This window comes from Gimesia aquarii (assembly GCF_007748195.1).
Taxonomy (GTDB): Bacteria; Planctomycetota; Planctomycetia; order Planctomycetales; family Planctomycetaceae; genus Gimesia; species Gimesia aquarii.
This window is the reverse complement of sequence record NZ_CP037920.1, coordinates 4,250,570-4,275,259: the sequence shown is the minus strand read 5'-3', so window position 1 is coordinate 4,275,259 and position 24,690 is coordinate 4,250,570. Positions and strand designations below refer to the sequence as shown.

13 protein-coding genes are annotated in these 24,690 nt (G+C 42.6%); 2 read left to right on the top strand and 11 right to left on the bottom strand.

The window, feature by feature from the left end:
• Nucleotides 1-54: 54 nt before the first annotated feature.
• Nucleotides 55-1,299 carry a lactate racemase domain-containing protein gene (locus V144x_RS16450; RefSeq protein ID WP_144986211.1) on the bottom strand — a complete coding sequence of 415 codons (1,245 nt, stop codon included), beginning with the start codon at nucleotides 1,297-1,299 and terminating at the stop codon, nucleotides 55-57.
• Nucleotides 1,300-1,803: 504 nt separating this feature from the next.
• Between V144x_RS16450 and V144x_RS16445 the strand changes: the two genes are divergently transcribed.
• A complete protein-coding gene (locus tag V144x_RS16445) occupies nucleotides 1,804-5,130 on the top strand; it encodes a DEAD/DEAH box helicase (protein WP_144986210.1) in 3,327 nt (1,108 codons plus the stop codon).
• A gap of 8 nt (nucleotides 5,131-5,138) precedes the next feature.
• On the opposite strand, the gene V144x_RS16440 is transcribed toward V144x_RS16445, so the two are convergent.
• The 7 genes from V144x_RS16440 to V144x_RS16410 all read right to left on the bottom strand — a co-directional run bounded on the left by V144x_RS16440 (nucleotide 5,139) and on the right by V144x_RS16410 (nucleotide 19,610).
• Nucleotides 5,139-8,684 carry a hypothetical protein gene (locus tag V144x_RS16440; RefSeq protein ID WP_144986209.1) on the bottom strand — a complete coding sequence of 1,182 codons (3,546 nt, stop codon included), beginning with the start codon at nucleotides 8,682-8,684 and terminating at the stop codon, nucleotides 5,139-5,141.
• 156 nt (nucleotides 8,685-8,840) lie between these two features.
• Entirely contained in the window at nucleotides 8,841-11,120 is a 2,280-nt protein-coding gene (locus V144x_RS16435) for a hypothetical protein (protein WP_144986208.1), read from the bottom strand.
• A gap of 50 nt (nucleotides 11,121-11,170) precedes the next feature.
• Nucleotides 11,171-13,660: a BatA domain-containing protein gene (locus V144x_RS16430; protein WP_144986207.1), complete on the bottom strand. Its 2,490-nt coding sequence runs from the start codon at nucleotides 13,658-13,660 to the stop codon at nucleotides 11,171-11,173.
• Nucleotides 13,661-13,735: 75 nt separating this feature from the next.
• Nucleotides 13,736-14,575 (bottom strand): hypothetical protein, encoded by an 840-nt coding sequence (locus V144x_RS16425; RefSeq protein ID WP_144986206.1) that lies wholly within the window; start codon nucleotides 14,573-14,575, stop codon nucleotides 13,736-13,738.
• Nucleotides 14,576-14,863: 288 nt separating this feature from the next.
• The gene (locus V144x_RS16420) at nucleotides 14,864-16,144 is read right to left on the bottom strand and encodes a dihydroorotase (RefSeq protein ID WP_144986205.1); all 1,281 of its coding nucleotides are present in this window, start codon (nucleotides 16,142-16,144) and stop codon (nucleotides 14,864-14,866) included.
• Nucleotides 16,141-17,121, bottom strand: coding sequence for an aspartate carbamoyltransferase catalytic subunit (locus V144x_RS16415; RefSeq protein ID WP_144986204.1), 981 nt, complete (start codon nucleotides 17,119-17,121; stop codon nucleotides 16,141-16,143). The genes V144x_RS16420 and V144x_RS16415 overlap by 4 nt, the downstream gene beginning before the upstream one ends.
• 158 nt (nucleotides 17,122-17,279) lie before the next feature.
• Complete coding sequence (locus tag V144x_RS16410) at nucleotides 17,280-19,610, bottom strand: serine/threonine protein kinase (protein ID WP_144986203.1); 2,331 nt, start codon at nucleotides 19,608-19,610, stop codon at nucleotides 17,280-17,282.
• A 242-nt stretch (nucleotides 19,611-19,852) separates the two neighbouring features.
• On the opposite strand from V144x_RS16410, the gene V144x_RS16405 reads away from it, so the two are divergent.
• A complete protein-coding gene (locus V144x_RS16405; protein WP_144986202.1) occupies nucleotides 19,853-20,662 on the top strand; it encodes a hypothetical protein in 810 nt (269 codons plus the stop codon).
• Here V144x_RS16405 and V144x_RS16400 read toward each other — a convergent pair.
• The 3 genes from V144x_RS16400 to V144x_RS16390 form a co-directional block, all read right to left on the bottom strand.
• A complete protein-coding gene (locus V144x_RS16400; RefSeq protein ID WP_144986201.1) occupies nucleotides 20,634-21,938 on the bottom strand; it encodes a 3-keto-disaccharide hydrolase in 1,305 nt (434 codons plus the stop codon). The genes V144x_RS16405 and V144x_RS16400 overlap by 29 nt on opposite strands.
• Nucleotides 21,939-21,990: 52 nt before the next feature.
• Nucleotides 21,991-23,101, bottom strand: a protein-coding gene (gene prfB, locus V144x_RS16395) for a peptide chain release factor 2 (RefSeq protein WP_197998468.1) whose coding sequence is annotated in 2 segments (ribosomal slippage) — nucleotides 21,991-23,031 and nucleotides 23,033-23,101 — 1,110 coding nt in all. Because the reading frame shifts where the segments join, the coding sequence is not laid out codon by codon here.
• Between the two features lie 135 nt (nucleotides 23,102-23,236).
• On the bottom strand, nucleotides 23,237-24,547 hold the full coding sequence (locus V144x_RS16390; RefSeq protein ID WP_144986199.1) for a UDP-glucose dehydrogenase family protein: 1,311 nt from the start codon (nucleotides 24,545-24,547) through the stop codon (nucleotides 23,237-23,239).
• Between the last annotated feature and the right edge of the window lie 143 nt (nucleotides 24,548-24,690).

The window sequence follows — 24,690 nt, the reverse complement described above, 5'->3', positions numbered from 1 at the left end:
AGGCTGATCATCAGTTGGAAACCAATGAACGTAAGCTGAAGGTCTAGAAATTCCCTACTCGTTCTCCAGGCGATAAAGGTGCTCCCCTGCTTTTCGAACCAGCAGAATACCTTCTTTTTCACGGTTTGCAAACGATTCCACATCAATACTTTTCGGATCTCGGTAACCAAGGTTAATTTTTTCGCAAATTTCGGGTGGAATTTGTGATGCCAATGTAACTTGTACTCGAGGGTGTTCTATACCGCCCTCAAATGATCCAGTTCCTCTCACGTGAGTGGAATGAGCTAATATCCCCCAGGGAATATCCTTAAACTGATTCCATTGTTTCGTAAAGTAGTCACGAACATGATAACCAACTTTTTCGATCAATGTCCCATGTGTAATTGAGATCTCTTTCATATGAGGAGCGTATATAATCAATTCTCCTTGATCTGCAACAACGGGTTCCAACTTGTACATACACTTTCCGGCAACCCATAATTCATCATACATCAGTGGCGCACAGGAAAGAACTTGTTTGAAAGGCTGGGGCTTGCGTTTGATATGAATCTGACCAGATAAATCTGCAGCAGATTCCCAGGCAGATTCAGGGGTACCATAAAACAGACCATAAAGGGAGCTATCCGGTGCTACTACAAATGTAATACAACGCTTGTCATTTGGAATCATTGCAGCAGAGAGGTTTACGACCTGTCGAACAGGAGTCTGCTTGACTCCAATAATTCCCACATTCGTGATCAAGGCTCCCAACCAATGGAAGAAATTCAGCAGATCGGGACCGGAAATGCCCGGGAAGAAATATTTGCTTCCCCCAGAGAATCCGACTACTTCATGAGGGAATACTGGCCCCATAATTTGTAGGATATCATAATCCTTAATACGAGAATTAATGGTGACAGGGACATCCATTTCCAGAAGTCCCTCAGAAATAGCAGACGTTTGTTCTTTTGTGAGCGTTCCGATCTGGGTGAGTTTATCAGGTTGGTCCCACTCATGATTGAAAAGCCCTACATTCTTGTATTTTGATTCCCGCTCGTTTTCAGAAATTCCCAATAACTGGCAAATGTCTTCCTCTGGCATCGGAGGGTGAGTACCGAGTGCAACCAAAACGTCGATCTGTTTTGCAACCGGGCTGAGAATTCGATGGAAGGTAGAAAACAAAAGAGGCAACGGCGCGGTTCGGGTCGCATCGGGAACAATAAGCAGAATGCTTTTATTTCTATAATCTTCAACAGGAATATGGGACTCGAACCATTGAATCACTTCCTGTTGTGTAAGAGTATTATGGACGTTTTTCATTAAGAAAATTACTTTCAGACGAGTCTATTTAAGGTCATTTGTTCTTCATATTCTGGTGGGACAACGAAAACTATTATATAAATATTTTTTGTAAAAAGTGAATCGTGCTCCCCCTCGTTCCAGGAAAGTCGTAATATCACACTGACTGTGGTTAAACCAGTCTCATGGGAATGAACTTGCGAGACTCTTGATTGAAATAGAATGTTCACATCACTTTTTTGATGGAAGTCAAAAATTCATAAGAAAACTTACCAGATAGACTGGTCAAAAGTAGCGTCGATCTAGTAACCTCGTAGGATGCGCTGTAGATATGATTTGAGAGCTTACGCTCTCATTTCTAAACTGAGCCATTTTGGCTTTTTTGTTGAAGTCGAGAGATCAAAATCATTGTGTTCAGACCGATAAATTCGTTGGTCCAGAATATACTCAGGACTGACTTATGCAAATAAATGGGAGTGTTTCCATTATGCGAGTTGCGTTTTGGGATCAGGCAGGAGGCCGTCCATGACGTTAGCAGAACTGCTGGAAAATCAATTTCGCGCAGATATACGTTTTCGAGGAGCAGCATATATCGAAGCAGAACGAGTTGAGTTAACTCGAATTACTGCCGATCATATATTTGCTGTTGTTCGTGATGGTGTCGAATATCAGACGCAATTATCACGTGACGATGGTAATTTGAAAACGTATTGTACTTGCGACCAGTTTCAAAAGTTTAATGTCTGCAAACATCTTTGGGCATCGATTCTTGCTGTGGATGATGCGGGATATTTGACAGGTACTGTCAAACCTGGATACATACCTCCTTTCATTATCGAAAATGCTCCACTCTCATTTGATGAGGGAGACGAAGATTTCGATTTCTCCATGCCTGCTGAGTTTGAATTGGGGAGCCCTCGTTCCAGAAAGACCAAATCAGGCGACAGTCAATCAACAGCAGTTTCTGCTAAGCCCCGGCTGCGCGAATGGGAAACCCGCCTCGTCGATCTCAAAAACGAATTTGCGCTGGCACCCGTACTTTCGAAAACAACTCAACAGGAACGCGAAATCTTTTATGAGATTGATGTGGAAGAAAGTCTGGAGTCAGGGCAACTTGTAGTCCAAACTTCACAGCGACAGCGGCGTGCAAATGGTCAATGGGGTAAGCTGAAGCCACTCAAGCTGAAGGCTGGTCAGTTGCAGGAAGTCGAACATGAAGACGACCGTCGGATTCTTGCTTACCTATCTGGAGGAACCCCCGAAAGGACAAATTGGCGGGCTCAGCAAACAGAAACCCAGATTGCAGCATTTCGATATCGGGTTCCCTATGAATTATGTGAATTGATTTTACCTCTCATGTGTGGAACTGGTCACGTTCGATATCTGGACCGTCAGCCTGATGATGTTGATTCTCTGATCTGGGACGCAGAAAATTCCTGGGAATTTTGTATGGGGGTCGAACGGAACCGAAAAGAGTCAACCTGGAGGCTGCAAGGCCACTTAAAACGTGAAGAGGAAATTTTAAAGATTTCTGCAGCAAGATTGATTGTTCCAGGTGGTTTGGTATTAACACACGATCGAATTACTCCGTTGGAAGATTACGATGCGTTTCCATGGATCAAAATGATCCAGTTAAACGAGACTATTGAAGTGGAGGATGGAGAACAGCAGGAACTGGTAGATCGCTTATTAGATATGCCCGTTTTACCTCGGTTGCAGTTACCTGAAGAATTACATCTTGAAGAGATTACCTGTGAACCATTACCAGAGTTATTAATTCATTCTCCGCAAAAAAAACGTTGGCAACAGGACCGCCTTTATGGCGAAATTCACTTTAATTATCTGGAACATTTGGTTTCAGGAGCCAGTACACAATGGGCCATCGTTGATAGGGAAGAAAAACGATGCATACTACGTAATCGAGAATTGGAATCGAAGGCCTGGACTTTATTGCAAGACAGTGGTTTTCGCAGGCTCTTGGATCGTCGTATTCAAGGCCGTGATGTCGAAATTGCGGCGCGGGACTTGGGGAATGCGGTTCGTGAATTAATTAAAGAAGGTTGGGCGGTTCGTGCTGATGGTAAGCAGGTTCATCAACCCTCAGCCATGCAATTCAAAGTACAGTCTGGAATAGATTGGTTTGAATTACATGCTGACATTGATTTTGAAGGCCAGACCGTTCTCTTTCCTGAATTACTTTCTGCATTGGCCCGCGGCGATACTTCTATTCGACTTGATGATGGATCACTTGGAATTCTTCCTGAAGAGTGGATTGAGCAATATGGAATTCTGGCTGGACTCGCTGTTACCGATGAAGATCACCTCCGTTTTGCACCTAATCAGGTCGCTTTACTGGATGCCCTTCTGAATGCACAAGAGTTTGTAGAAACAGATGAAGTTTTCGATGAGTTCCGGGAAAAGATTCGCTCATTTTCAGGAATTTTGATCGAAGACGAGCCTGATGGATTTAAAGGTGATTTAAGAAAATATCAACTTGAAGGTTTAGGATGGTTACAGTTTTTACAGGATTTTCATTTTGGTGGCTGCTTGGCTGATGATATGGGCCTGGGGAAAACGGTTCAATTACTTGCATTGCTGCTGAGACGTAAAGAGACTCGCGAAGAACATTTACCATCTTTGGCTGTTGTACCAAAATCTCTGATGTTCAACTGGCTACAGGAAGCGGGTAAATTTACACCTTCTCTTAAAGTCATTGAATATTCGGGCGGTGATCGTAGTAAAATCATCGAGCAATTACCTGATTATGATTTAGTATTAACGACTTATGGTACGATGCGTCGAGATGTAACACTCATCAAGGATATTCAATTTGATTATGCTGTCCTTGATGAAGCTCAAATGATTAAAAACTCAGGATCACAAGTCGCGAAAGCATCGCGCCTGCTGAAAGCAAAACATAGGCTTGCATTAAGTGGTACTCCTGTTGAAAATCATTTAGGTGATCTTTGGTCGATCTTTGAGTTTCTCAATCCGGGGATGTTAGGACGTAGTTCCGTCTTCAAAACCTACACGAGTGATATTGAGGACAAGAATTCGCGAGTCATGTTGGGGAATGCATTACGCCCCTTCATATTACGGCGGACGAAGGAACAAGTTGCCAACGAACTACCTGAGAAGGTTGAACAAACCCTGTATTGTGATATGGGCGAAGAGCAATCTCGACTTTATGACGAGTTGAGACAACACTATCGTGACTCAATTTTAGGGATGGTCGAATCAAAGGGGCTTGGCAAGACCAAAATACACGTTCTCGAAGCATTATTGCGTTTGAGACAAGCGGCTTGTCACCCAGCCCTGCTTGAACGTGGTGAAGCCATGGATGCTTCAGCAAAAATGGATGTTTTAATACCACATCTGGAAGAATTGATTGAAGAGGGACATAAGGCCCTTGTGTTTTCTCAATTTACCAGCATGCTTTCCATTGTGCAGGAACATTTAGATCAGAAAGAGATCGTTTATGAGTATTTAGACGGTCAAACCCGTGATCGTAAAGAACGAGTTGAGCGATTCCAGACTGATAAAGAATGTGGCATATTTCTGATCAGTCTGAAGGCGGGTGGCCTTGGATTGAATTTGACTGCCGCGGATTATGTTTTCATTCTAGACCCCTGGTGGAACCCAGCTGTAGAAACACAGGCCATAGACCGTGCACATCGTGTGGGGCAAACGAAACGTGTCTTTGCTTATAAGCTGATTTGCCGTAATACGGTTGAAGAAAAAATTACGGAATTGCAGCAACAGAAACGTGAATTGGCAGATGCGATACTCGAAGAAAATCAGAGTGTACTTAAGAATCTGTCGAGTGATGATCTCGAGCTGCTCTTGTCTTAATGCTAACGTTACTTACCAGACGATTGTTTTTCGGACAGCCCTCGTGTAAATGCTTCGTACGCTTCGCGGTATTCCTCAGGCACTGGTAGTCTGCGGGGGCCAAGACTATCGTTGGTTTGCTTTCGAGTACTTGTGCGATTTCGCTGTGCGGCACGTGATGCTGGTTTCAGTGATTTTAACATCTCTTCAAATTGGCGTTTTCGAGCGAGAGATTCTGGAGTCTGTTGTTTTGTGTCCGGACTTTGAAGTTGTTTTTGTAAGCGTTCAGAAAAACGCTTCATTTCTTCTTTCGACCAACCTAATTCGTCTAGTAATTCCTGGTTGACTTCTTTCCGCTTTAGTTCATCTTTAATACGTTTTAAGACTAAGTTGGCTGCTTCTTTACCATACTCCAAATTGGCATCTTCAGCCTCAGGGAGACTGGAATCGTTACCTGACCCTGTTTTTTCATTGCCATCGCCAGATGCTTGTCCTCCACTGGTGGCACTGCTACCTTGAGGATTATCTGTTTTAGAACCTACACTGGATCCTTGCCCTGGTTTTGCACCTGGCTTCGATTGGCCTTTTCCCTGTGATGCCCCTCCCTTGCCTTTCGAGTCTGCGCCTTTCTTACCAGAACCTGATTTATTGTTTTTCTGGGATGAGCCCTTTCCTTGAGAATTTTTTTGATTGTTCATTGACTGTTTAGAATCAGATGAATTTTTTTGAGCTCCTTGTTCTTGATTCCCCTTTTGTCCTGTAGAGTCGCCTTTACCTGGTTGTTTGCTCCCTTTTTGTCCCTGATCATTTTGAGAGCTATTTCCATTTTCTCCGTCCTGAGGACGTTTTGATTTTTGTTCCGTGGGTTTGTTCTTGCCTTTGGGTGGGGTATTAGCACCATCGACTTGATCTTGTTTTTTCTTATTATCAGTCCCGTTCGATTGTTTTTGCTCCTTGGAAGGAGATGGATTTTGATTCGAATTCTCAGGCTTCCTCATTCCCTTCTGAGGTTTATTTTCAGAAGAGGGAGACGCTTTTCCTGGTGATGTATTATCTTTGGGAGTCTGCGAATCCCGTTTGTTTTTTGGGGAATCAGGATTATCTTTTTTACCAGGACGAAGAGCAGGCTTCTCTTTCGGGTCACGTTGAATATCGTTGCTGCTTTTTTCCGGTTTGGCATCGGGGTCATGGTTCGGAGTGGCTTTCCCTTTCGTGTTGCCATCCGATTTACTTTTCATTGCATTGTCAGAGGGGGGAGCCGGTTCTTTTTTCCCTTTCAGAGGCTGGTCAGATTGCTTTTGATTCGGTTTAGTTTTGGGGTCATTATCAGGCTCATTACCTTTTGATGAAGGTTGTGCACTGGAGTTCTTATTTTCGGAACCTTTGGCGTCGGGCGTTCCTTTAGAGTGATCAGAAGACTTTGAAGGCGATTGATTTGGTGTTTGAGTTTGTTTTGACGAATTTTGATCCTGTGTATTTGGGTCAGAAGATGGATTCTTTGAATCTTTTTTTTCTGAATCAGGTTGTTCTGGTTTTGAATCTGAATCAGGTTGTTTTCCTTCTTTCTTCAATTGTTCCAGAATCTTTTTGATCGCTTCCTGATCGTCTTTACCAGTACTGTCTAATCCTTTTTTATCTTCCGATTTTTGATTGTTTTGTTTTGTTGATGGCTCATTTGATTTTTGTGGATTTTCAGAATCTGACTGTTGCTTTTCTTTTTTATCTTGGTTGTCCTGGTCAGTTCCTTGTTTGGATTTGTTTCCTTCTTCAGTGCCCTTTTTCGATTTGCTTCCTTCGGATTGCCCTGACTTCATCTTAGAGGAAGAACCTTTGCCCGATTGAGGGTCTCCACCTTTTCCCTTTTCCGTTTGATTTTTTTGATTCGGACTCTGTTTTTTATTTTCTTGAGATGCCTCTTGTTTTTGTTCCTGCAGCTGCTTTTGCGCTTCTTCTTTTGAAACAGGTTCCAGGATTTCAACTTTTATTTTCGGCGTATTTTTACGATTGCCTGAAGGTTGTTTATTATCGCGGGCTTCAACCCATAAAAAGACTGTTTTTCCAGGAGTAAGTCTCAAAGGTTTTAACGCAAAGTCATGAGCCAGGTCGACGCGCTTTTCGGCTCCTTCAAATAATGTTTTATCGAGTACACGAATTTGTTCCTTATCTACACGTAGATTGAGATACCTGATTTTAAAATCGGGATCCTCGGCGATGACTGAGATTGGAATCGTGCCGTTTGCTGGCATCTTTAAATCCCGTTTTGGAGATAGCAACGAGATTTCGGGGGGTAAATCAGGACGTATTACCAGTGGATAAACAGTAGGTGAAAGCGTGGTTTGGCCTGCCTCATTGCGACATTTAATCTGGTAAAAGTTAGGAAAGCTACCGTCAGCACGTAATTTTAGTTTCCAGGACGCCGTAATTCTATTGTCCTTGATTGTTTTTTCTATTTTGAATTCTTCCAGTAGAGACTTCGAGTTTTCTTCATCTGAGAAAAGAACTTCAAAGGAACTGATTGGCATATTCGTTGTTGCATCAACTGTAACTTTTGTGCCTTCCCAGGCATCAATGGCGCCTCCCGGTTGTTCAACTGAGGAAAGCTCCATGTATTTAGGATATTCATAGCGAACAGAATGAACGGTAGCAGAAGGAGGCTGAATGACTTTTACCTGAAAATCTTCAGAAACGGCATCACCAGCTTCGATGTGATAGGTTAATTCCTGTCTGATACCTCGCCCGTTTACACCAACAATTACTCCTTGATAACGTTTTAAGGTATCATCCATCGAACGCAATGTAACCGGCTCATCGACACTGCCTTGATCGTTTGATGTGTAGAAGAGCGTCACCTTTTCAGGAACTTCGCCACGTAGATCAACAATTACTTCTAACTGGCTACCAGAGAGGACCTCTGTATTACCTGGCGTTACAGAATTGATTTGAGTTTGAGTGGCAAATTCTCGTTGAGTAGAAAACGACATTGCCGCTGAAAGTGAGGGCCAGATTTCTTTGGGTGAAAACAAGGCGTAGAAGCATAATAGTGTTACAACGCCTAAGAGAGCATAAGAGAGTCTCATTAAGGGACGACGGTCGATAGCTTGGTCAGTATCAGTTTTGGAAAGTGTCAGTGCCGCTTTTTTCTCTAAAGAATTGATAATTGCTGGATTAACAGGGCGTTCCGATTTTTTTAGATCAACCAAACTCAGCAGTGAGCCTTCCATTTCATCAGAAGTCTGTTCCAGAGAATGTGCAGAATAGAGCTGGGTGACTTTTTTGAAATACGGAAGGACGAGTTTCCAAACTGCCCAGCCGAGACAGGCCAGTACAACACCTGAAAGCATTAATAATCGAGGGAGATATCCAAACCCTCCTTTAATAAACCAATGGTCGAATACAACAAACACCAGCAAATAGCCCAGTAGGATTGTGGAAATTCCAACAGCAGTTGTGAGCAGGTCATTGGCTTTGATATTGGAACTGGTTTTTGAAATCTGGTAATCCACATACTCATCGAACTTTGCATAGTGCTCTGTACGATGTTCCGTCGATTGAGGTGATTTGGATGCCGTTGACATGGAAAGCCTGCTGATTTGTAAATACTGCTTTGTGTTCTCCCATAACTATTATAGGATGATCGACGCGGGCAATGGAATTAATGTTCCTGTTTTTTTATCTGGAATCGCTTTTCCTGATTTTTCGGGGTGATTTATAGACAAATCTACAAAAATAGCTTAAACCAAACCTTTATTTTTTCTTAAAAACCACTCTGTGGTAAGAAGTACCACAAATAAAGCCAAGAAGAACCAATTGTCCCAAAGTGATATCCGCCTGTATCTTACCAGACTGTTATTCCATGATTTCTCTTTATTCATTCGGGTCAAGAAACTTGCCAGTTCTTCGGGGGGAAGCGAACTCCCTCCGGAAAGCGAAGAGATTGTTTCCAATAATGAATAATCGGCTGCTGGATTATCCATTTCGAGATCACGTGGATCAACGATGAATCGTGTTGTCGCATCAAATCCGAGTGAGACCCCATTTTTTTCTGCATGCACCGTGACCCAATAGTCGCCTGGCTCTTCAGTGAGAGAAAAAGTGGTAACTGTCGAGTCTCCCGTACTAGTTGATTCTACTTTGCTGAATTTGTCTGAGGGATTCTTCACTTGAACTGTGAAGTTGACATCAGAAATGGGATTCCCTTCGGTATCTCGCGCTCCAAATTGGATGGGGACGTTGGCTCCCGGTGAGAAGTTTCTGGGAGAGACACGTGCCCAAACGGTCTGACCAGAATCATTTTCTTTATGTGCTAACCAAAGTATCATCTGACGCCAGAATCGTTCATGCTCAGTCCGATTGCCTGAGAGAAACCATTGAAATGTAGTATCGCCGGCAAAAGCCATGATTCGCGTCTGTCCGACTTCATAAGCAAATAGAAGTGGTACCGCTTCGTTTCCTGCCGATTGTGCCAGAACTTCAACCAGATCATGCTTTTTCCTTAGTCGATTGGCTCCTTTCAATGGAGCCAATGAATTCCATTTTTGCTGATTATTGGCATCAGAACTATCCAGTTGCATCACATAACGTCTGAGCCCAAGAGCTGTCGGTACCATTTTTAGATCCTGGAAATAATGTAGATCTTTTGCAATATCGTTGCCAGCTTGCTTTTCACTGGGGCGCATTTCCACAGGAATAAAATTGTCTAACGGTGTATTCGCATAACCACCTGGTCCGAAACTATGGTAACCACCGGTTGTCAGCAGCCCCGCTCCTTTATCGAGTCGGTCAGCAATCTGTTTGATGACATCAGCCCCTAACAGATCGGCTGGAACATCTCCGATGATAAAGACATCGTACTTTGACAAATCTACTAGCTCTGAACGCAATTTTTTTTGATTATCAGAAAAGCCGCTTCCGAGAGGAATATAATCGAGTTGAATTTTGGGGTCGTTTAAGGAGCGAATGAATTTTTGTTCCGGGCGGAGTGAATCAAAGTAGACAACTTGTATGCCGCCCTTTTGAACGGTAACAATGGTTTCCAGGCGGTTATTTGTTTGCTTGATTTCTCCTTCCAAAGGGACGACTTCAACAGCAATTTTATATTCTCCTGGAATTTCAGGCGTCCAAAAAAGTTCAACTGTACTGAGTTCATTATTCTGGGTAGGGTGAATTTGTGTTGCGACACGGGAATTGCTGTAGGCGGGAGCAGGTATCATTTTGCCAGCTTCACCAATTTTCTTGCCAGTGCGATCTTCCACCAAAAGCCGAACTGTCAGATCACGATTGGCAGCGCCCAGACTACGAACTTTCACGCTGATTGGTGTAGTTTTTTTTTCGAAAACGAGTGGATCGATAACCAGACTTTCCAAAACCAAATCCAATGTCGTATCTTGCAGGCTTGATGATCCAAAGCCAATTGTATAAATCGGAATCCCTGAATCACCAAAAAAACTGGCTCGCGATCTCACATCAATGTCGTATGGAGGGAGTGCCCGCTCTGCTCCATCTGAAAGCAACAGGAGTCCGACAAGATGTTCCTGTTGTAACTGAGTCGCAATGGTTTCCAGTGAATAACCAATGGCGGTTTGTTCTCCGTTAGACTCTTCAGTAAATTCTTCAACTGGCATAAGCTCTTTGGAAAAGTTAAATCTCTTGATGCCAATATTGGGGTCCATGTTTTCAAATAGTTTATTTACAGAATTCAGAGTTTTTACTAATTCGTTTCGTCGTGTTGTGCTGCCTGGACCATCGGCAGTCTGCATGCTACGGCTGGCATCTGCCAGGATATAAAGCCATGACTGTTTTTTTGATTTATCTGTCAACTCGATTGCGGGACGCAACAACATAAATACGAGCATCAATACTGTAAGTAACCGCATCGCTATCAATGATCGACGAAGTACGGGAGATAAGTGTTTGACTCGTTTGGGATATGTTTGGAGAACCAGTAAGATCAACGCGATGATGATCAGAATCATCGTCGGCCAGGACCAGATTGGTTCAAAGATTGGTTTCATAGCATTTTTGAAGTGAATGATAAATTTATAGAAATTATACTTTTTATATTTCAGGAAGAAGCTTCTGTAGATTGGTCAATAGCATAAAAATAGTTTGCAGTAAAATGTTCCAGACAGAAAATGATCAGAAGTAACGCCGCCAACATAGGAAAAATTTCCACACCTAGACGTTCACTACGAATGGTTCGTTTAAGCCCTTCCATATCACGTGAGAGGCTATAACGTTCGACTCCCAAAAACTGGTTGAGTTCTTCAACGGAGATCGGTTGAAAATTACTTTCTCTGGCAGACACATTGACACTGAATCCGGTTGCTAGACGAGTTTGATTATTGGAGTTGTTAATAAGTTGATAATGACCCACAGCCGTTGTGTTAGGAATTAACACTGATGACTTTCCTTGTTCGACTGTAATTGGAAGTTGCTTTAAATCGGGAGTTCTTAGTAAAAATGAAACCGGGGGATTCGCAGATACAGGCCATTGATAACTGGCTACTTCACCGGCAAGGTAGTTTGTGCGATTGGATCTTGTGTGTAACAGATATCGGGTCAGTTGATCGGCGAAAGCCAGATAAGACCAGCGTGCAAACAAAAACTGACTCCAGCCTTTTGCGTCAATGCCGGTTGTTAATACGACTACTTTTCCTCTTCCCAGAGACTGTTCAACAAGTGCTGGGGAATGTCGGGAGTCAGTATAGTGTGCAATTACCTGTCCTCGCTTAGTCGGATTGACACGCCAGAACCGAGAGACTTCCATGGAAGCAAGTTCTCCCGTCCCACCCAGATTTTGGAAATAAGAGAATAGTGAATGTTGATTGTTTTCCAGATCTAAAAATTCAGGTGGAATGAATTTCAGAGATCCCAGTAATTCCATGGGAAGTAATTTCTGAGCTGCTTCTGAATTGAAGGAGACGATCATAGACTCTGGCGAATTTCCGTCACTTCCTAAGATAAAGCAAACGCCACCTCCTTTTTGAGCATATTTTGTCAACTGTTGCCAGCTTGTTGCTGATAAACTCGATACATTGATTAAATAGACAGCTGCAAAATCCTCAAGTGGAATAGATTCGACTTCATTAAGAGAAGCAACTTTGCAGAGGTATCGATTTTTTTTCAAAGCAACGAGTTTTTCAGGTGCCAGTACGTCACTCCATAAACGTGCAGAGTTTTGATCTGGACTGACAATCAAAATATGAGGTGGTGGTTCTGCTACGATCGTAAAAAAACGAACGTCATCTGGCAGATATGGGTCTGACGATGTGATGCGTAATTCCCCCTGAGTCACTGGCTGATCAATGTTCGAAAGGCTCATTTCCAGTTGAGATCCTCGATTTAAGCCAGGGTTATTAGCATTTTCTCTATTCTCTGCAGAAGAAGAGATTGTTGAGAGTGGTCGTTGATCGCGTTTGATCAATTGTCCTTTTTCATTTTGAGTGAATAATTCGAGGATCGTATTCTCTGAGGTGATTCCGGAAGAAACAATTTCTGTTTTTAAAGTTACAGAATTTCCGAGTGTAATTGACTCGCGGGAGAGCCGAATTTGTGAAATGCCAATGTTCTGTGGGTTGGTGACACCGACATCAATGATATAAATACCCAGCCACTTCAGTTTTTCCAGTTGCTGTTTCATTAATTGAGAAGGCTGACTGCTCCAAGCAGATCGTGCTAGATCTGTATATAGATAAATTTCTCGTACATATTGACTTGACCCAGACGATTCTGTTTGTGACCCTGTCTGCTCATTTTGGCTACGTTTTAAATCATCTTCCTGGCGGTTGATTGCTGTGCGCAAACGATTGTCCAGGAATAATGAATAGGCAGATGTTTTGAGGGCTTTGATTCTGGATTGAACTGCTGATAAGTCTGATTGGTAGGGTGAGATATCTTCGCTGCTGCTGCTTAGCACTGAAACTCTACTTTGTGCTGGCAAATTGCTTAGGTGTTGGCCAGCAATTTCTTTTGCTTGATCCAGGCGAGATTGATTTTCCTGTCGGTAATCCATACTGAGACTGGTATCAAACAGAAAGATGGCTGTGACAGGAATGTTCTCTGAAACAGCAGGTAACGGCTCTGATATTTCTGCAAAAATTCGACGCTGATATGGCCATAAAACAAATAATAACAACAACAAAAAGGTCGCTAATCCGACTCCACCTCGCAAATAAGTCCGATGAGTATTCATAGTTTGTTGAGAGACAGAGTGTTGTTGAAAATATCGGATTAGGCCAGCATATGACAGTAGTGCGATAACGATGATGGTTATCAGCATCACCAATTCGTATGTTGAAAAACTATAGTTGGCAGGTGGAAGTGAAGGTCTGGCCAGTGCAATCACAATTGCGATAATGATCAGTATTCTTAGTAACAATAACCACAAGTGCCGTAATTTCAGTCTACGCGAGTTTTGGATTTTACGGCGTTGGAGTAAAGCTAAAGCAGGAAAAATGATTTTCTTAGGTTTAGAGCGAAGCAGGAAATGCAAAATGACCGGGATGATTGCGAGAGCGATTCCAAATAATAAACCAGGGTGAATTAATGACATCTATCCAGTTAATTCAATCTTCAGATCAGAAATATACTTTATTCCGGTTACAGTGAGCGAAATTCGTGACTCAGGTTAAAAACTAGACCGCCCTGATGATGAATTCTGTCCACCCCTTCGGTTTTGAAGTGATGTGATATCGACGGTTTCAAGGCTGTAGTCCATATGCTCATTCAATTTTGATCCACGCGATATATTTTTAGGTATGACAAGCAGGATCACAACTTGATTTTTTCCAGATTCGGCCAAATAAATCCGAATCTGGTAATCGACGCCTTCAATTTGTGTTTCTGGTTCGAACGTACTCACTAGAAAGCTTTTGGCTTCGGTATAACCCTTTCCTTGAGGAAATCGTTCAGAGGTAAATTCCTCTGGATTTATGAATTGGTTAAATGTACCGGCGACTGCCCCTAATACATCATTGTGAAAGTTAGATGCTTCATCCATGAGCTTTTCACTTATCAGATAATGATTGCTAAGAACATAAAGATAGGCGGGACTGTCAACACTTTCACTATCCAAATCAACAGGAACTTCGACATGCCACGCACCTTCCAGACCAGGTAATTCAAGATCAATATAATCCGGTTGTCTGGTGTCGACAATTTCTATTGGGTCTGGTTGACTTTCTTCTGGAGTAGTTTCTTCAGAAGCAGTCGCAGGTGCGTTCATAGGTGCTTCAAGCTGAATGAACTCAATTGGTGTCCTCATTTTAACCGTTGGCGAAGACCAGTTTCCAGATAATGCCTGATTCCGCATGTCAACATATTCAAAATACTTGGCTGTTTCCTTTAGTCTTTGCTCATATGTTTCAGATCCACAGCCATTTAGTAACAAGATTGTGATTGATAACAATATGATGGGGGCACTACTGTTTTTGAGTTGAATATAATAATTCAATGATCTGTTTGGCATAGTCAATTTTTTCGTCCCGTCATGAAAAAAGGTATGGGATCCTTTATTATCTGGTTTTAGTTCAAGCTTTATCAATTCAAATCATAAGCAAATTTGTGTATTGCATCTTTCACTATTGTATCTCTCACTCGACGCAAAAATGGAATCTTTTAATAAATAGTTAAATGCTGACTTATTTAGGCCAAAGAAAGTAAAGAGAGCTGTCAGAATGGTTTAGATTAATCTATTTATATTGTCGGACATATAGAGAGGAACGTCAACTTCGATCATTTTGTGTGGCGAAGATTATTATTTTTCAGCACAGTACCGGATTTCACCGGCAACAAGGACCATTTCTGCCCTGCCTTGTAGCTCTTTCCCCAGAAATGGGGAATTCTGACTGGATGATCTGAGTCTTGCAGCGTCTAACTGATATTTGATATTAGGGTTGATCAACGTGATATCCGCATCAGCGCTCTCTGCGAGTGTACCCTTTGAGAGTCCTAAGATTTTTGCTGGGCCGCAAGTCAATTTACTGATCAATTCTGACCACGTTAAATGTCCCGGTGTAATGAGACTCTGTAAACAAACTGGAAGTAAGGTTTCCAAGCCGATGATTCCAAAGTCTGCTCCTATAATTTCATCGGTCTTTTTCTCAGAAGCATGGGGAGTGTGGTCTGAACAGATGGCATCGATGGTACCATCTTTTAATCCTTCAATCAGGGCATCAATGTGTTCCTGTGAACGAAGTGGAGGCAGAACTTTATAATTGGGGTCATATGTCTCCAGCATCTGATCTGTTAGGGCCAAATGATGAGGGGTTACATCTGAGGTTACATGAATACCTTTTTGTTTGGCTCGTCGAATTTGTGACACGCTGTTTTCTGTGGAAATGCACATCAGATGAATACGCCCGCGAGTCAGTTCAGCGAGGGCAATATCGCGATTCACCATAATTTCTTCTGCAGCCGCGGGAATTCCTTTCAATCCCAGCACAGTTGAATGGAACCCTTCATGCATTTGTCCTTTCTCGGCCAATTCAGGGACCTGGGCACGATTGAGAATCGGGCGATCAAACATGCGTGTATATTGCAAAGCACATCGCATGATCTCTGCATTTTCAATTGGTCTATCTGCATCTGTGAATCCAACCGCTTTGCCGGCTACAAGTTGACCGATTTCGGCGAGTTCTTTCCCTTCGTGATTTTTGGTGACAGCACCCAGGGGAAAGACATGACAATTGGCAGCGCGGGCAGCTTGAAGGAGAATGAATTCGGCAGAAGAACGATCATCCACAACGGGAGAGGTATTGGGCATACAACCCAGTGAAGTGACGCCTCCAACTAAAGCGGCTGCAGTGCCGCTTTCGATTGTCTCATCTTCTTCAAAACCAGGTTCACACAATGAAACATGAATATCAATGAAACCTGGACTTACAATAAGACCAGAAGCATCGATGACTTCATCGGCAGTTGTTGTTTCATCACAAAGACCTTTGATTTTGCCGTCTTCAATCAGCAAATTTCCCTGTTGATCAAGCTTTTGCGATGGATCGATGATATGGCCATTTTTGATGAGAATTGATTTCATCCTGGTATTCCCATGGAAGCAGTCCGCTGTAAATGAAGAAGATAAAGACAAGCCATGCGGATGATTAAGCCATTACTGACTTGTCCCAAAATGACTGAATGGGGGCCATCGGCTACATCAGGAGTGATTTCAACACCTCGGTTAATAGGGCCTGGTGCCAGGATGAGGACATCCTCTTTTGCTTTGTTGATTCTTTGTTTATTCATGCCGAATAGATGTGCATATTCACGTATGGATGGGAAATAATGTCCTCGCTGTCGCTCAAACTGGATCCTTAGTAAATTCAGGCAGTCAGTTCTACTGATGACATCATCAAGATTATTTGAAACTTCAACACCCAGATTAGAGATGTCACTGGGAATGAGAGTTGTTGGTCCGCAAACAATGACATGCGCGCCTAGTTTTTTAAGTCCCCAAATGTTTGAACGTGCGACTCTACTGTGAAGAATATCGCCGACCAGAGTCACTGTAAGTCCTTCAATTTTGCCGAAATGCTCCCGAATTGTGAAAATATCAAGCAATGCTTGAGTCGGATGTTCGTGAGTACCATCTCCTGCATTTAGAATATTTGCATCGAGGTGTTGAGCCAGCAGTTGCGGGGCACCGGGGGTTTTATGTCTGACGACAACATAAGAGACGCCCATTGCTTCGATTGTTTTGGCAGTGTCGACGAAGCTTTCCCCTTTAGACAGACTGCTTCCTGAAGAGGAAAAGTCGACAGTATCTGCGCTCAGTCGTTTAGCCGCGAGCCCAAAACTCACCCGAGTTCTCGTTGAGGGTTCAAAGAATAAGTTAGCTACAACAGTACCTGATAAGGGAGTGAGTTTGGTTTCACCAATCGCGGCTAAACGTTTAAACTCTGATGCCTGATTAAGGATAATATTGAGTTCGTCTTTAGAAAGGTCCTGCAATCCTAAAATATGCTTACGGGTCCAGCCGTTTGAAATGTCTGTTCGGTACTCATGATCGATATTCATAGTCACATCAGGTTTGAGTGTGTGCGTTTCCAAATCGGGCCGTAGACAAATAAAATTGACGCACTCCGATCGTGTCGTTTACTCAGGGTTGGAACAAATATTACCAATCCCCCCTGCTCCCTTCAAGGAGTTCACTCAGAGATATTTCAGACAGACTCTTAGTTTTTAAGAGTTTGTAATGGAGAAATGAAATCTGGAAACTTTTCCACCTGAATACCTGGAGGCAATGCAGATTTCCGTGGGACTTGTGCTTCGGTAATCATCGAGTTTTCAGGGTTAAGGCTGAGAGGGGCAAGATATTGAAATTTCCCTGTAGAGAGCCCATCAATTTGCATTTTTGAAGCATCAAATTCCTCTAAAGCCAGATCTTTTGCTTTCTTCCAGCCCGCAATCCGAATTTCTGAGGAAGCAACAGAACCTTCCCCAATTAAGCTTATTGAAGAAAGCCAGTTTTCAGGTGGCTTAAATCCGACTACCTGAAATAATGCAGCCTGTGCTAAATCAAAGACACAATCTTTAGCTTCTATCTGTATTGCTCCCGGAATGATCTTGGCATCATTCCAATTAAAGAGAATGAGTGGCCCGGTATCTCTCAGAGTAAGCTGTCGTAAGTTTAAATTGAGCTGATGATCGATTTCTGGTGGGTGTTCCAAGTAAAAAGTTGATCTCGACGTGATATTCAGACAATTTATCAGAGAAAGGTTTTGTGGTGTCTGTGTCAAATGAATGGCATGTCCCGGAACAGCAAACATAGAATTTTGAATTTCCAACTGACTTCCATTTTGTTGCTGAGGATCTATGAGCTTCCAATAAAGGGCATCACGTTCAATTTTGCGACCTTTTATCTGTTCATGATTCAATTGTGTAAAAAAACAAGATTTCAGAGTCAGGCTTTGAACTGTGACGTTTAAAAGTGAAGGATGAGGGGCATCTTTTGTCACTTGCTTTTTTGAAGAGGAATTTTCTGATAGATCAATGAGAATTACATTTTCCAGCATCAATTGTTCTGCAACAATAGTCAATGCTTCTTCACTGATGTTTATGATGGCAGGTTTTTTTGCGGGGCCTCTAATTATCAGAGATCCTACAGTTGTAATTTTTGTCGGTTCATAGGGAGTGGAAGAATCAAGTAGAATGATTCCCTGTTCGTTAGGAGGAGGGATCAATCGGAGTTGGGAAGCTACAGATCTTGTTAGCTGATTTTGATTCTTTGTAGCCATTGATTTTTGAGGTTCAATCGTGTCTTGTTTCTTGAGCGAAACGTGTGAAGTGATTTTGAGGAACTGGTTACGTGCCCCTTCATTCAAAAGTGTCAATGACAGTCCTGAGAGCACGAAAATTAAAGCAGCTACGATTGACAGAGGTGCTGTTTTATGTAGTTTGGAATTCGCTGATGATGGGACCGCTTGAGCATCAAATGAAGAGTGAAAACTCGTTAATATTTTATGACTCGCTGTTGATTGAGTAGGCCAGTTTTTTTGTGCTTCCTGTATGCTCGAAGGTCGTTGTTCTGGGTTGGAAGCAGTCAATTTCAGTAAGGCTTCAGCTAGTGAATCTGGAGTCTCGGGAGCCCAGGAGCGAATATCTGGTATCGTTTTCGTTTGATGACAGGCAAGTTTCGCTAGTGGATCACCGGTGGTAAATGGGGGGCGGCCAGCCAATAGTTCCCAGAGCAGACATCCAAGCGCATAAATATCACTTTGGTAATTCGGGAAGTGGCCGGTGCCAATTAATTCAGGGGCGATACCATCGTAACAACGAGGGGGTAATGAGGCATGGATAGTGAGTTCAGGAGAAAGAATTGATTCAATACCTGTATCAACTAAGGTGGCAATTCCATTTGAGCTCAATCGCACATTCCAAGGGCGAATGTCACTGTGAACAACTTTTCGTTTTTCTAATGATACTAAAGCATCCAGTAGCTGGGCTCCGATCGCGAGCACGACAGGTACAGGAAACCGCCCTCTTCGAATGAGTAGTTCAGATACAGTTGCGGATGGGACATATCGGCTCACAATGACAATTTTGTCTTGGAGCTGTTTTATGATGCGAGGATATACCAGAGAAGGATGATCTAAGCCTTTCAAGCTTTGTAATAATTTCTGAGCATTTTGTTGGAGGAGATCAAGATTATCTGACTGTGGTCTGGTGATTTTTAAGACGCAGCGCTCTGTACTCTCTGGAACATTAGCAATATAAGTACTGGATTTGTGGCTATGACCTAATTCAGAGATGAGCAGATAAGGCCCAATTGCCAGTTGTTCCGGATTCCCAGACTCTAAAGTGCGTGCCTGGAAAGGAGTGATTTTCTGTGCCTGGACAAGTGCATCAATCCAGACAGAATCAAAAGCAGGAATACCTCTTGCTAGTTTTTTTACTCTACGTCGACAACGCTTCAAATCAGTGGGCGTGCAGAGCTTTAGCTTTGTTAATCGCTGTATTAACTCTTTGGAAGGAGGTTCCAACAATGTGAATGAGTCCTTTTTCACATAAAAATTCTAAAGAAGCAATGACAGGCAATTCATTATTTTCTGTCGTCGATCTGATTACACATTATTAAGGTGAAATCGGGCCTATTTATGACAAAAAATAGTAAATTTCGCAAGAGCGATCTATCTGTGGCTAGCAACGTGAAAATAACAGAGAGATCTTTTCTAAAACTGGTAATCTGGGGTATAAGGTAAGCTGCAATTATCCTCTCTCTAGTGAATTAAACAAGAAGTTTTGACTCATGAATTATTCTGAACAGGAGAGTGTGCTGATCGTTGGTGACTATCAGACTCTCGAAATGAGGGCTGTTTTAGATTCTCTTAATGAAATTTGTTCTGAAGCACGACTTTTTCATAGTAAGAAGATAAACACCATCTCTGAGGAATTAGAAGCTCCTGCATTAATCATTATCTGTCAAAACTGGCCAGATGAGTTCGATTCGGATGAATTGGGAGGGCTCATCAGCCGTTTTCCAATCAGTCGTTTTATTTGTTGTTATGGAGTCTGGTGTGAATCAGATGGAAGAACTAGAACAGAATGGCCTCTCAGTGTTCGTGTTCCCGCGCGCAGCGCTCACGTACGGATTCGGCAAGAGTGGGATATTGTCCATGGAAAGGCAATCGTACTACCTCTAACAGCAGGACGTGATGAAGTTTTTCAATCGGAGACTTTTTTTGAACAGTTCAGATTAGATATCGATGGAGTTTCTCCATTGATCAAATTGAATTCGGGTGACTGTTACTATAAAGCGATGTTGGAGGAGTTAATCGTTTCCTGGGGAGGAAAAATTGCGAAAGAGGATCAGAATGACAATGTGGAATTGTTGATTATTGATTTAGATCCATGGGAATTAGTCATGGATGAGTTGATTGTGCAAGACTCCCTACCCAAAATGATAGGCGTAATGGGGCTGGCCCATCCTGAGACCGTTATGGCTGCCAATCAACACGGTATTAAAATGGTTGTATGTAAAGTAGGACCTGAGCAGTCACTGTTTCAGGCAATCACGCGCGTATTGAAGATTAAGACGACTCCGCAGGCAGTGAACTGACTTTAAGATTTTTAAAGTTTAAGTCTGTGGTAGGATCATGGCCTTGCAGGCTGATATGTCCCGCTTTTAAGCGAAGTCCCTTTCGGGGATTTTCGTCTGGCTTTCTCGTATCTTCCCAATCCGTTACTTGATATCCATCTACCCAAACGGCGATATGAGAGCCATAAGCGGCAAGAGTTGTGGTAAACCACTCATGATCATTTGAGACAACGCGCCGGGCCTCTGTTCTTCTAAAAATTGCTCCCGTCCCAGCATTTTCTGGTTTGGTTCGGTCTTTATCTTTAATTCCATTATGGATCTGAACCTCGTATCCATTTGCCATGCCACTTTCAGAGCCTTTGATTGCTCGAAAAAAGTAGCCACTATTCAACGATGTACCATTTGACTTGGCGGTTGCTTGAAAGAGAAAGTTATCCCAGGTTTCCTCTGTTTCTAAATATCCTTGTTTTTCGGCAGTAACGTGAATGGTACTATCGACGACTTCAAACTTACTTTTCGATCCCGGAACAACACGCCAGCCTGCGAGATCGACACCATTAAAGATTGTTGACATGCGAAGTGGCTTTAAATAGATATTTCGAAACTCAATGGGGCCTTCATTTTTTTGTAGACCGATGAAACCGATCTTACGCTGCTGCTCTGAAGTATCTTTAAAATTAAGAATTTCTTTCCCATTAAGTGAAGCTTGAATTTTTGGACCTTCCAAACGTACGACAAAAGATTGCCATTCCACACTAGGAAGTACTGGCTTCTTAATCTTACTACGTCCGACCAGACTACCGGTAGGATATTCTGTTAATTGATCACAAAGATTGAGTTCGTAGCAATCTTTGCCAGGATCTTTAGGATCAAATATCGTTCTAAGGAAGACACCGCTATTTGTTTCGGGGGTTAATCGAAAATCGAATCTCAATTCATAGTCGGCGAAAGGCGTGGTTGTCAGTAATAATCCTGGTTTTCCTGTATCTGCCTTAATGATCCCTTTTTCAACTCGCCAGTTAACATCATTATTCGCTTTCCAGCCAAATAAACTGTGTCCATCAAATAGTGCAATCCAGCCCGCTTCAATTTCTTCAGCTGTGAGTCCTGTTTCAGGGATCTCATCACTGGCAGGTTCAGTCGTTTTTTCTGATTTCTGAGAAATAGGAACTTCGCCAGCCTGTGGTTCTGCGTTTGATTTTGCAGGAGGAGAAGGCGATTCTAATTTCAGGCAACCTGCCAATATAAATGGAACTAAGGCAATGAAAACTACGAATTTGATCGTATGCCGTGGCATGATGTGCTCCCAGTATTTGACAATGAAAATGGGGATACTTCTGATTTTGATTTTAGTCCCCTGACATTCCCCACCGAAGGAATGATTCCAGAAATCCGTCCAGATCACCATCCAGAATGGGCCCAGGGTTGCCAGCTTTGTATCCGGTTCGAGCGTCCTTTACATATTGTTCCGGATGTAAAACATAATTGCGAACAGTTTGGCCTCCAAATCCGATTTTGGATTTTCCTCCCCGTTTAGCAGCAAGTTCAGCATCCCGCTTTTCTTCTTCGATCTTGAATAATTTCGCTTTTAACATTTTACGTGCTTCAGCTCGATTTTTATGTTGGCTCCGATTGTTCTGGCATTGCACAACAACGCCTGTTGCCAGATGGGTTAAGCGGATAGCTGAATCTGTTTTATTAATATGTTGTCCCCCTGCTCCGCTGGCACGATACGTGTCTTCTCTGACATCTTGGTCCCAGTTGATTTCAACTTCCGCGATTTCACCCATATCAGGAGAGACATCAACGGCTGCAAAAGAAGTATGACGCCTTCCTGCTGAATCAAAAGGGCTGATTCGAATTAAACGGTGGTTTCCTGTTTCTCCTTTCAGGTAGCCATATGCGTAATCCCCTTCGATACGGATCGTTGCACTTCGAATGCCTGCTTCTTCTGCATCAGATCGATCGAGTAGCTCTACCTTGAACCCCCTTCGTTCACACCAACGCAAGTACATCCGCAATAACATCTCTGCCCAGTCCGAAGAATCGGTTCCCCCTTCTCCTGCTTGGATACTGAGATAAGTGGCAGAACCATCTTCCGGTGCCGACATCATTGCTTGAAGTTCAAGTTGATCTAGTAAATTAGATAATTTGTCTGCTGTGGCAGAGAGTTCTGGGATACTCTCTTCACTACCTTCTTCTTCAATAAATTCCAATAGGACCTCAAGATCACCAGCGCCAGTAACCAGTTCTGTCAATGGCTTGACCAGTAGTTGAAGTTGTTGCATTTCGTTTACTAATGCTTGAGCTTTCTCCTGATTATCCCAAAAACCGGCTGCCCCCATGAGTTCGTTAATCTCGGATGCGTGTTTCTTTTTCGCTTCATAGTCAAAGAGAGTCTCGTAGTTTTACAATGCGATCAATAATTCCATTACATTTATCTTTGAGTTCATGGTCCATAACTTGGTACTTTCAGTATATTGCAATTTGATTTGGTATAAGAAATTAATTTTTTGATTGGTTAAGCCAAGACAGATTATAAAGTTTTATGATTCTATCTGCCAGCAACCTGTTGACTGAGATCAAGGAACGCGCTTACTTTACAGAACTGAGCCCAATTCCAAAGTAATCAATTCCTTTTTGTTTCATTTTTTGCGGATCGTAAAGATTTCGACCATCAAAAATAACGGGAGTTGATAACCTGTGAAGGACGTAATCAAAATCAGCATGTCGGAACTCATTCCATTCAGTGACGATGGCTAACGCATCGGCTCCCTCCAGAGTATCGTAATGATGATCAAAATAAGAAAGTTTATTTCCATATTGAGCTTTGACATTCTCCATAGCAACTGGGTCATGTACTTTCAGCTTAACACCTGCTTGCAATAATTCGTCAATCAGGACCAAAGAGGGAGCTTCTCTGATGTCATCTGTTTTGGGTTTGAAAGCGAGTCCCCAGAGTGCAACGGTCTTTCCTTCCAAATCTCCTTTAAAATAATCGCTGATTTTTTTAAACAACACTTTTTTCTGTGCGACATTTACCTGATCTACAGCATTTAGTATTGTTGGCTCCATATTCTGGTTTTGAGCGACCGAAATCAGAGCTGAGACGTCTTTTGGGAAACAGGACCCACCATAACCGACACCTGGAAACAGAAACGAAAACCCAATTCTCTGGTCATGTCCTATTCCCCTCCGTACCTGATTGATATCTGCGCCAACACGCTCACACAGATTAGCCATCTCATTAATGAAGCTGATTTTCGTCGCCAGCATACAGTTTGCGACGTATTTGGTCATTTCTGCACTTTCTAGTTCCATTGAGAGGAATGGGTGCTCTGTGCGCAAAAACGGTTGATAGAGCTCATGTAATGTTGCTGAGACTTCCGGGCGAGAAACACCAACGACCACTCGGTCAGGCTTGGAAAAATCATCAATGGCAGTTCCTTCTTTTAGAAATTCAGGGTTGGAAGCTACATCAACGACTCTTCCCGTCAAAGATTCGAGTAGTTCTGCTAATTTACGATTAGTACCGACAGGGACCGTGCTTTTAATCACGACGATCGCTTCTTCAGACAAATGAAGAGCTAATGCTTCAGCCACCTTCCAGAGACTCTCCAGATTTGCAGAGCCATCTGAACCTTGAGGAGTTCCGACTGCGATGAATATACATTTTGCATCAGGGATTGATTCTTCATAACTTGTCGTAAAAAACAAACGCCGCGCTTTGATATTACGCTTGACCATTTCTTCCAGCCCTGGTTCATAGATCGGAATTATACCCGATTTGAGCTGCTGAATTTTTTTTTCGTTGATGTCAATACAAGTAACATGGTTTCCACTCTCAGAAAAACATGTTCCCGTCACTAAGCCTACATATCCTGTGCCAATGACTGCAATTTTCATAATGCTCTCGAGGTTTAGAGATAGATTCACTATCGATGTGTGTTAGACTCTTTGATAATTTCGGAGTGTTGCATTCAAGTTTGTTTAAAGTAAGTCGGTTTGATAGGGACCTGAATAACTTAGGTCAAATATTTTATGACACA

Coding starts and splice junctions, on each gene's coding strand:
- V144x_RS16405 (WP_144986202.1), top strand. CDS start 19,853: ATGAATTATTCTGAACAGGAGAGTGTGCTGATCGTTGGTGACTATCAG.
- V144x_RS16415 (WP_144986204.1), bottom strand. CDS start 17,121: ATGAATATCGATCATGAGTACCGAACAGACATTTCAAACGGCTGGACC.
- V144x_RS16430 (WP_144986207.1), bottom strand. CDS start 13,660: ATGTCATTAATTCACCCTGGTTTATTATTTGGAATCGCTCTCGCAATC.
- V144x_RS16420 (WP_144986205.1), bottom strand. CDS start 16,144: ATGAAATCAATTCTCATCAAAAATGGCCATATCATCGATCCATCGCAA.
- V144x_RS16435 (WP_144986208.1), bottom strand. CDS start 11,120: ATGAAACCAATCTTTGAACCAATCTGGTCCTGGCCGACGATGATTCTG.
- V144x_RS16445 (WP_144986210.1), top strand. CDS start 1,804: ATGACGTTAGCAGAACTGCTGGAAAATCAATTTCGCGCAGATATACGT.
- V144x_RS16425 (WP_144986206.1), bottom strand. CDS start 14,575: ATGCCAAACAGATCATTGAATTATTATATTCAACTCAAAAACAGTAGT.
- V144x_RS16440 (WP_144986209.1), bottom strand. CDS start 8,684: ATGTCAACGGCATCCAAATCACCTCAATCGACGGAACATCGTACAGAG.
- V144x_RS16400 (WP_144986201.1), bottom strand. CDS start 21,938: ATGCCACGGCATACGATCAAATTCGTAGTTTTCATTGCCTTAGTTCCA.
- V144x_RS16390 (WP_144986199.1), bottom strand. CDS start 24,547: ATGAAAATTGCAGTCATTGGCACAGGATATGTAGGCTTAGTGACGGGA.
- V144x_RS16450 (WP_144986211.1), bottom strand. CDS start 1,299: ATGAAAAACGTCCATAATACTCTTACACAACAGGAAGTGATTCAATGG.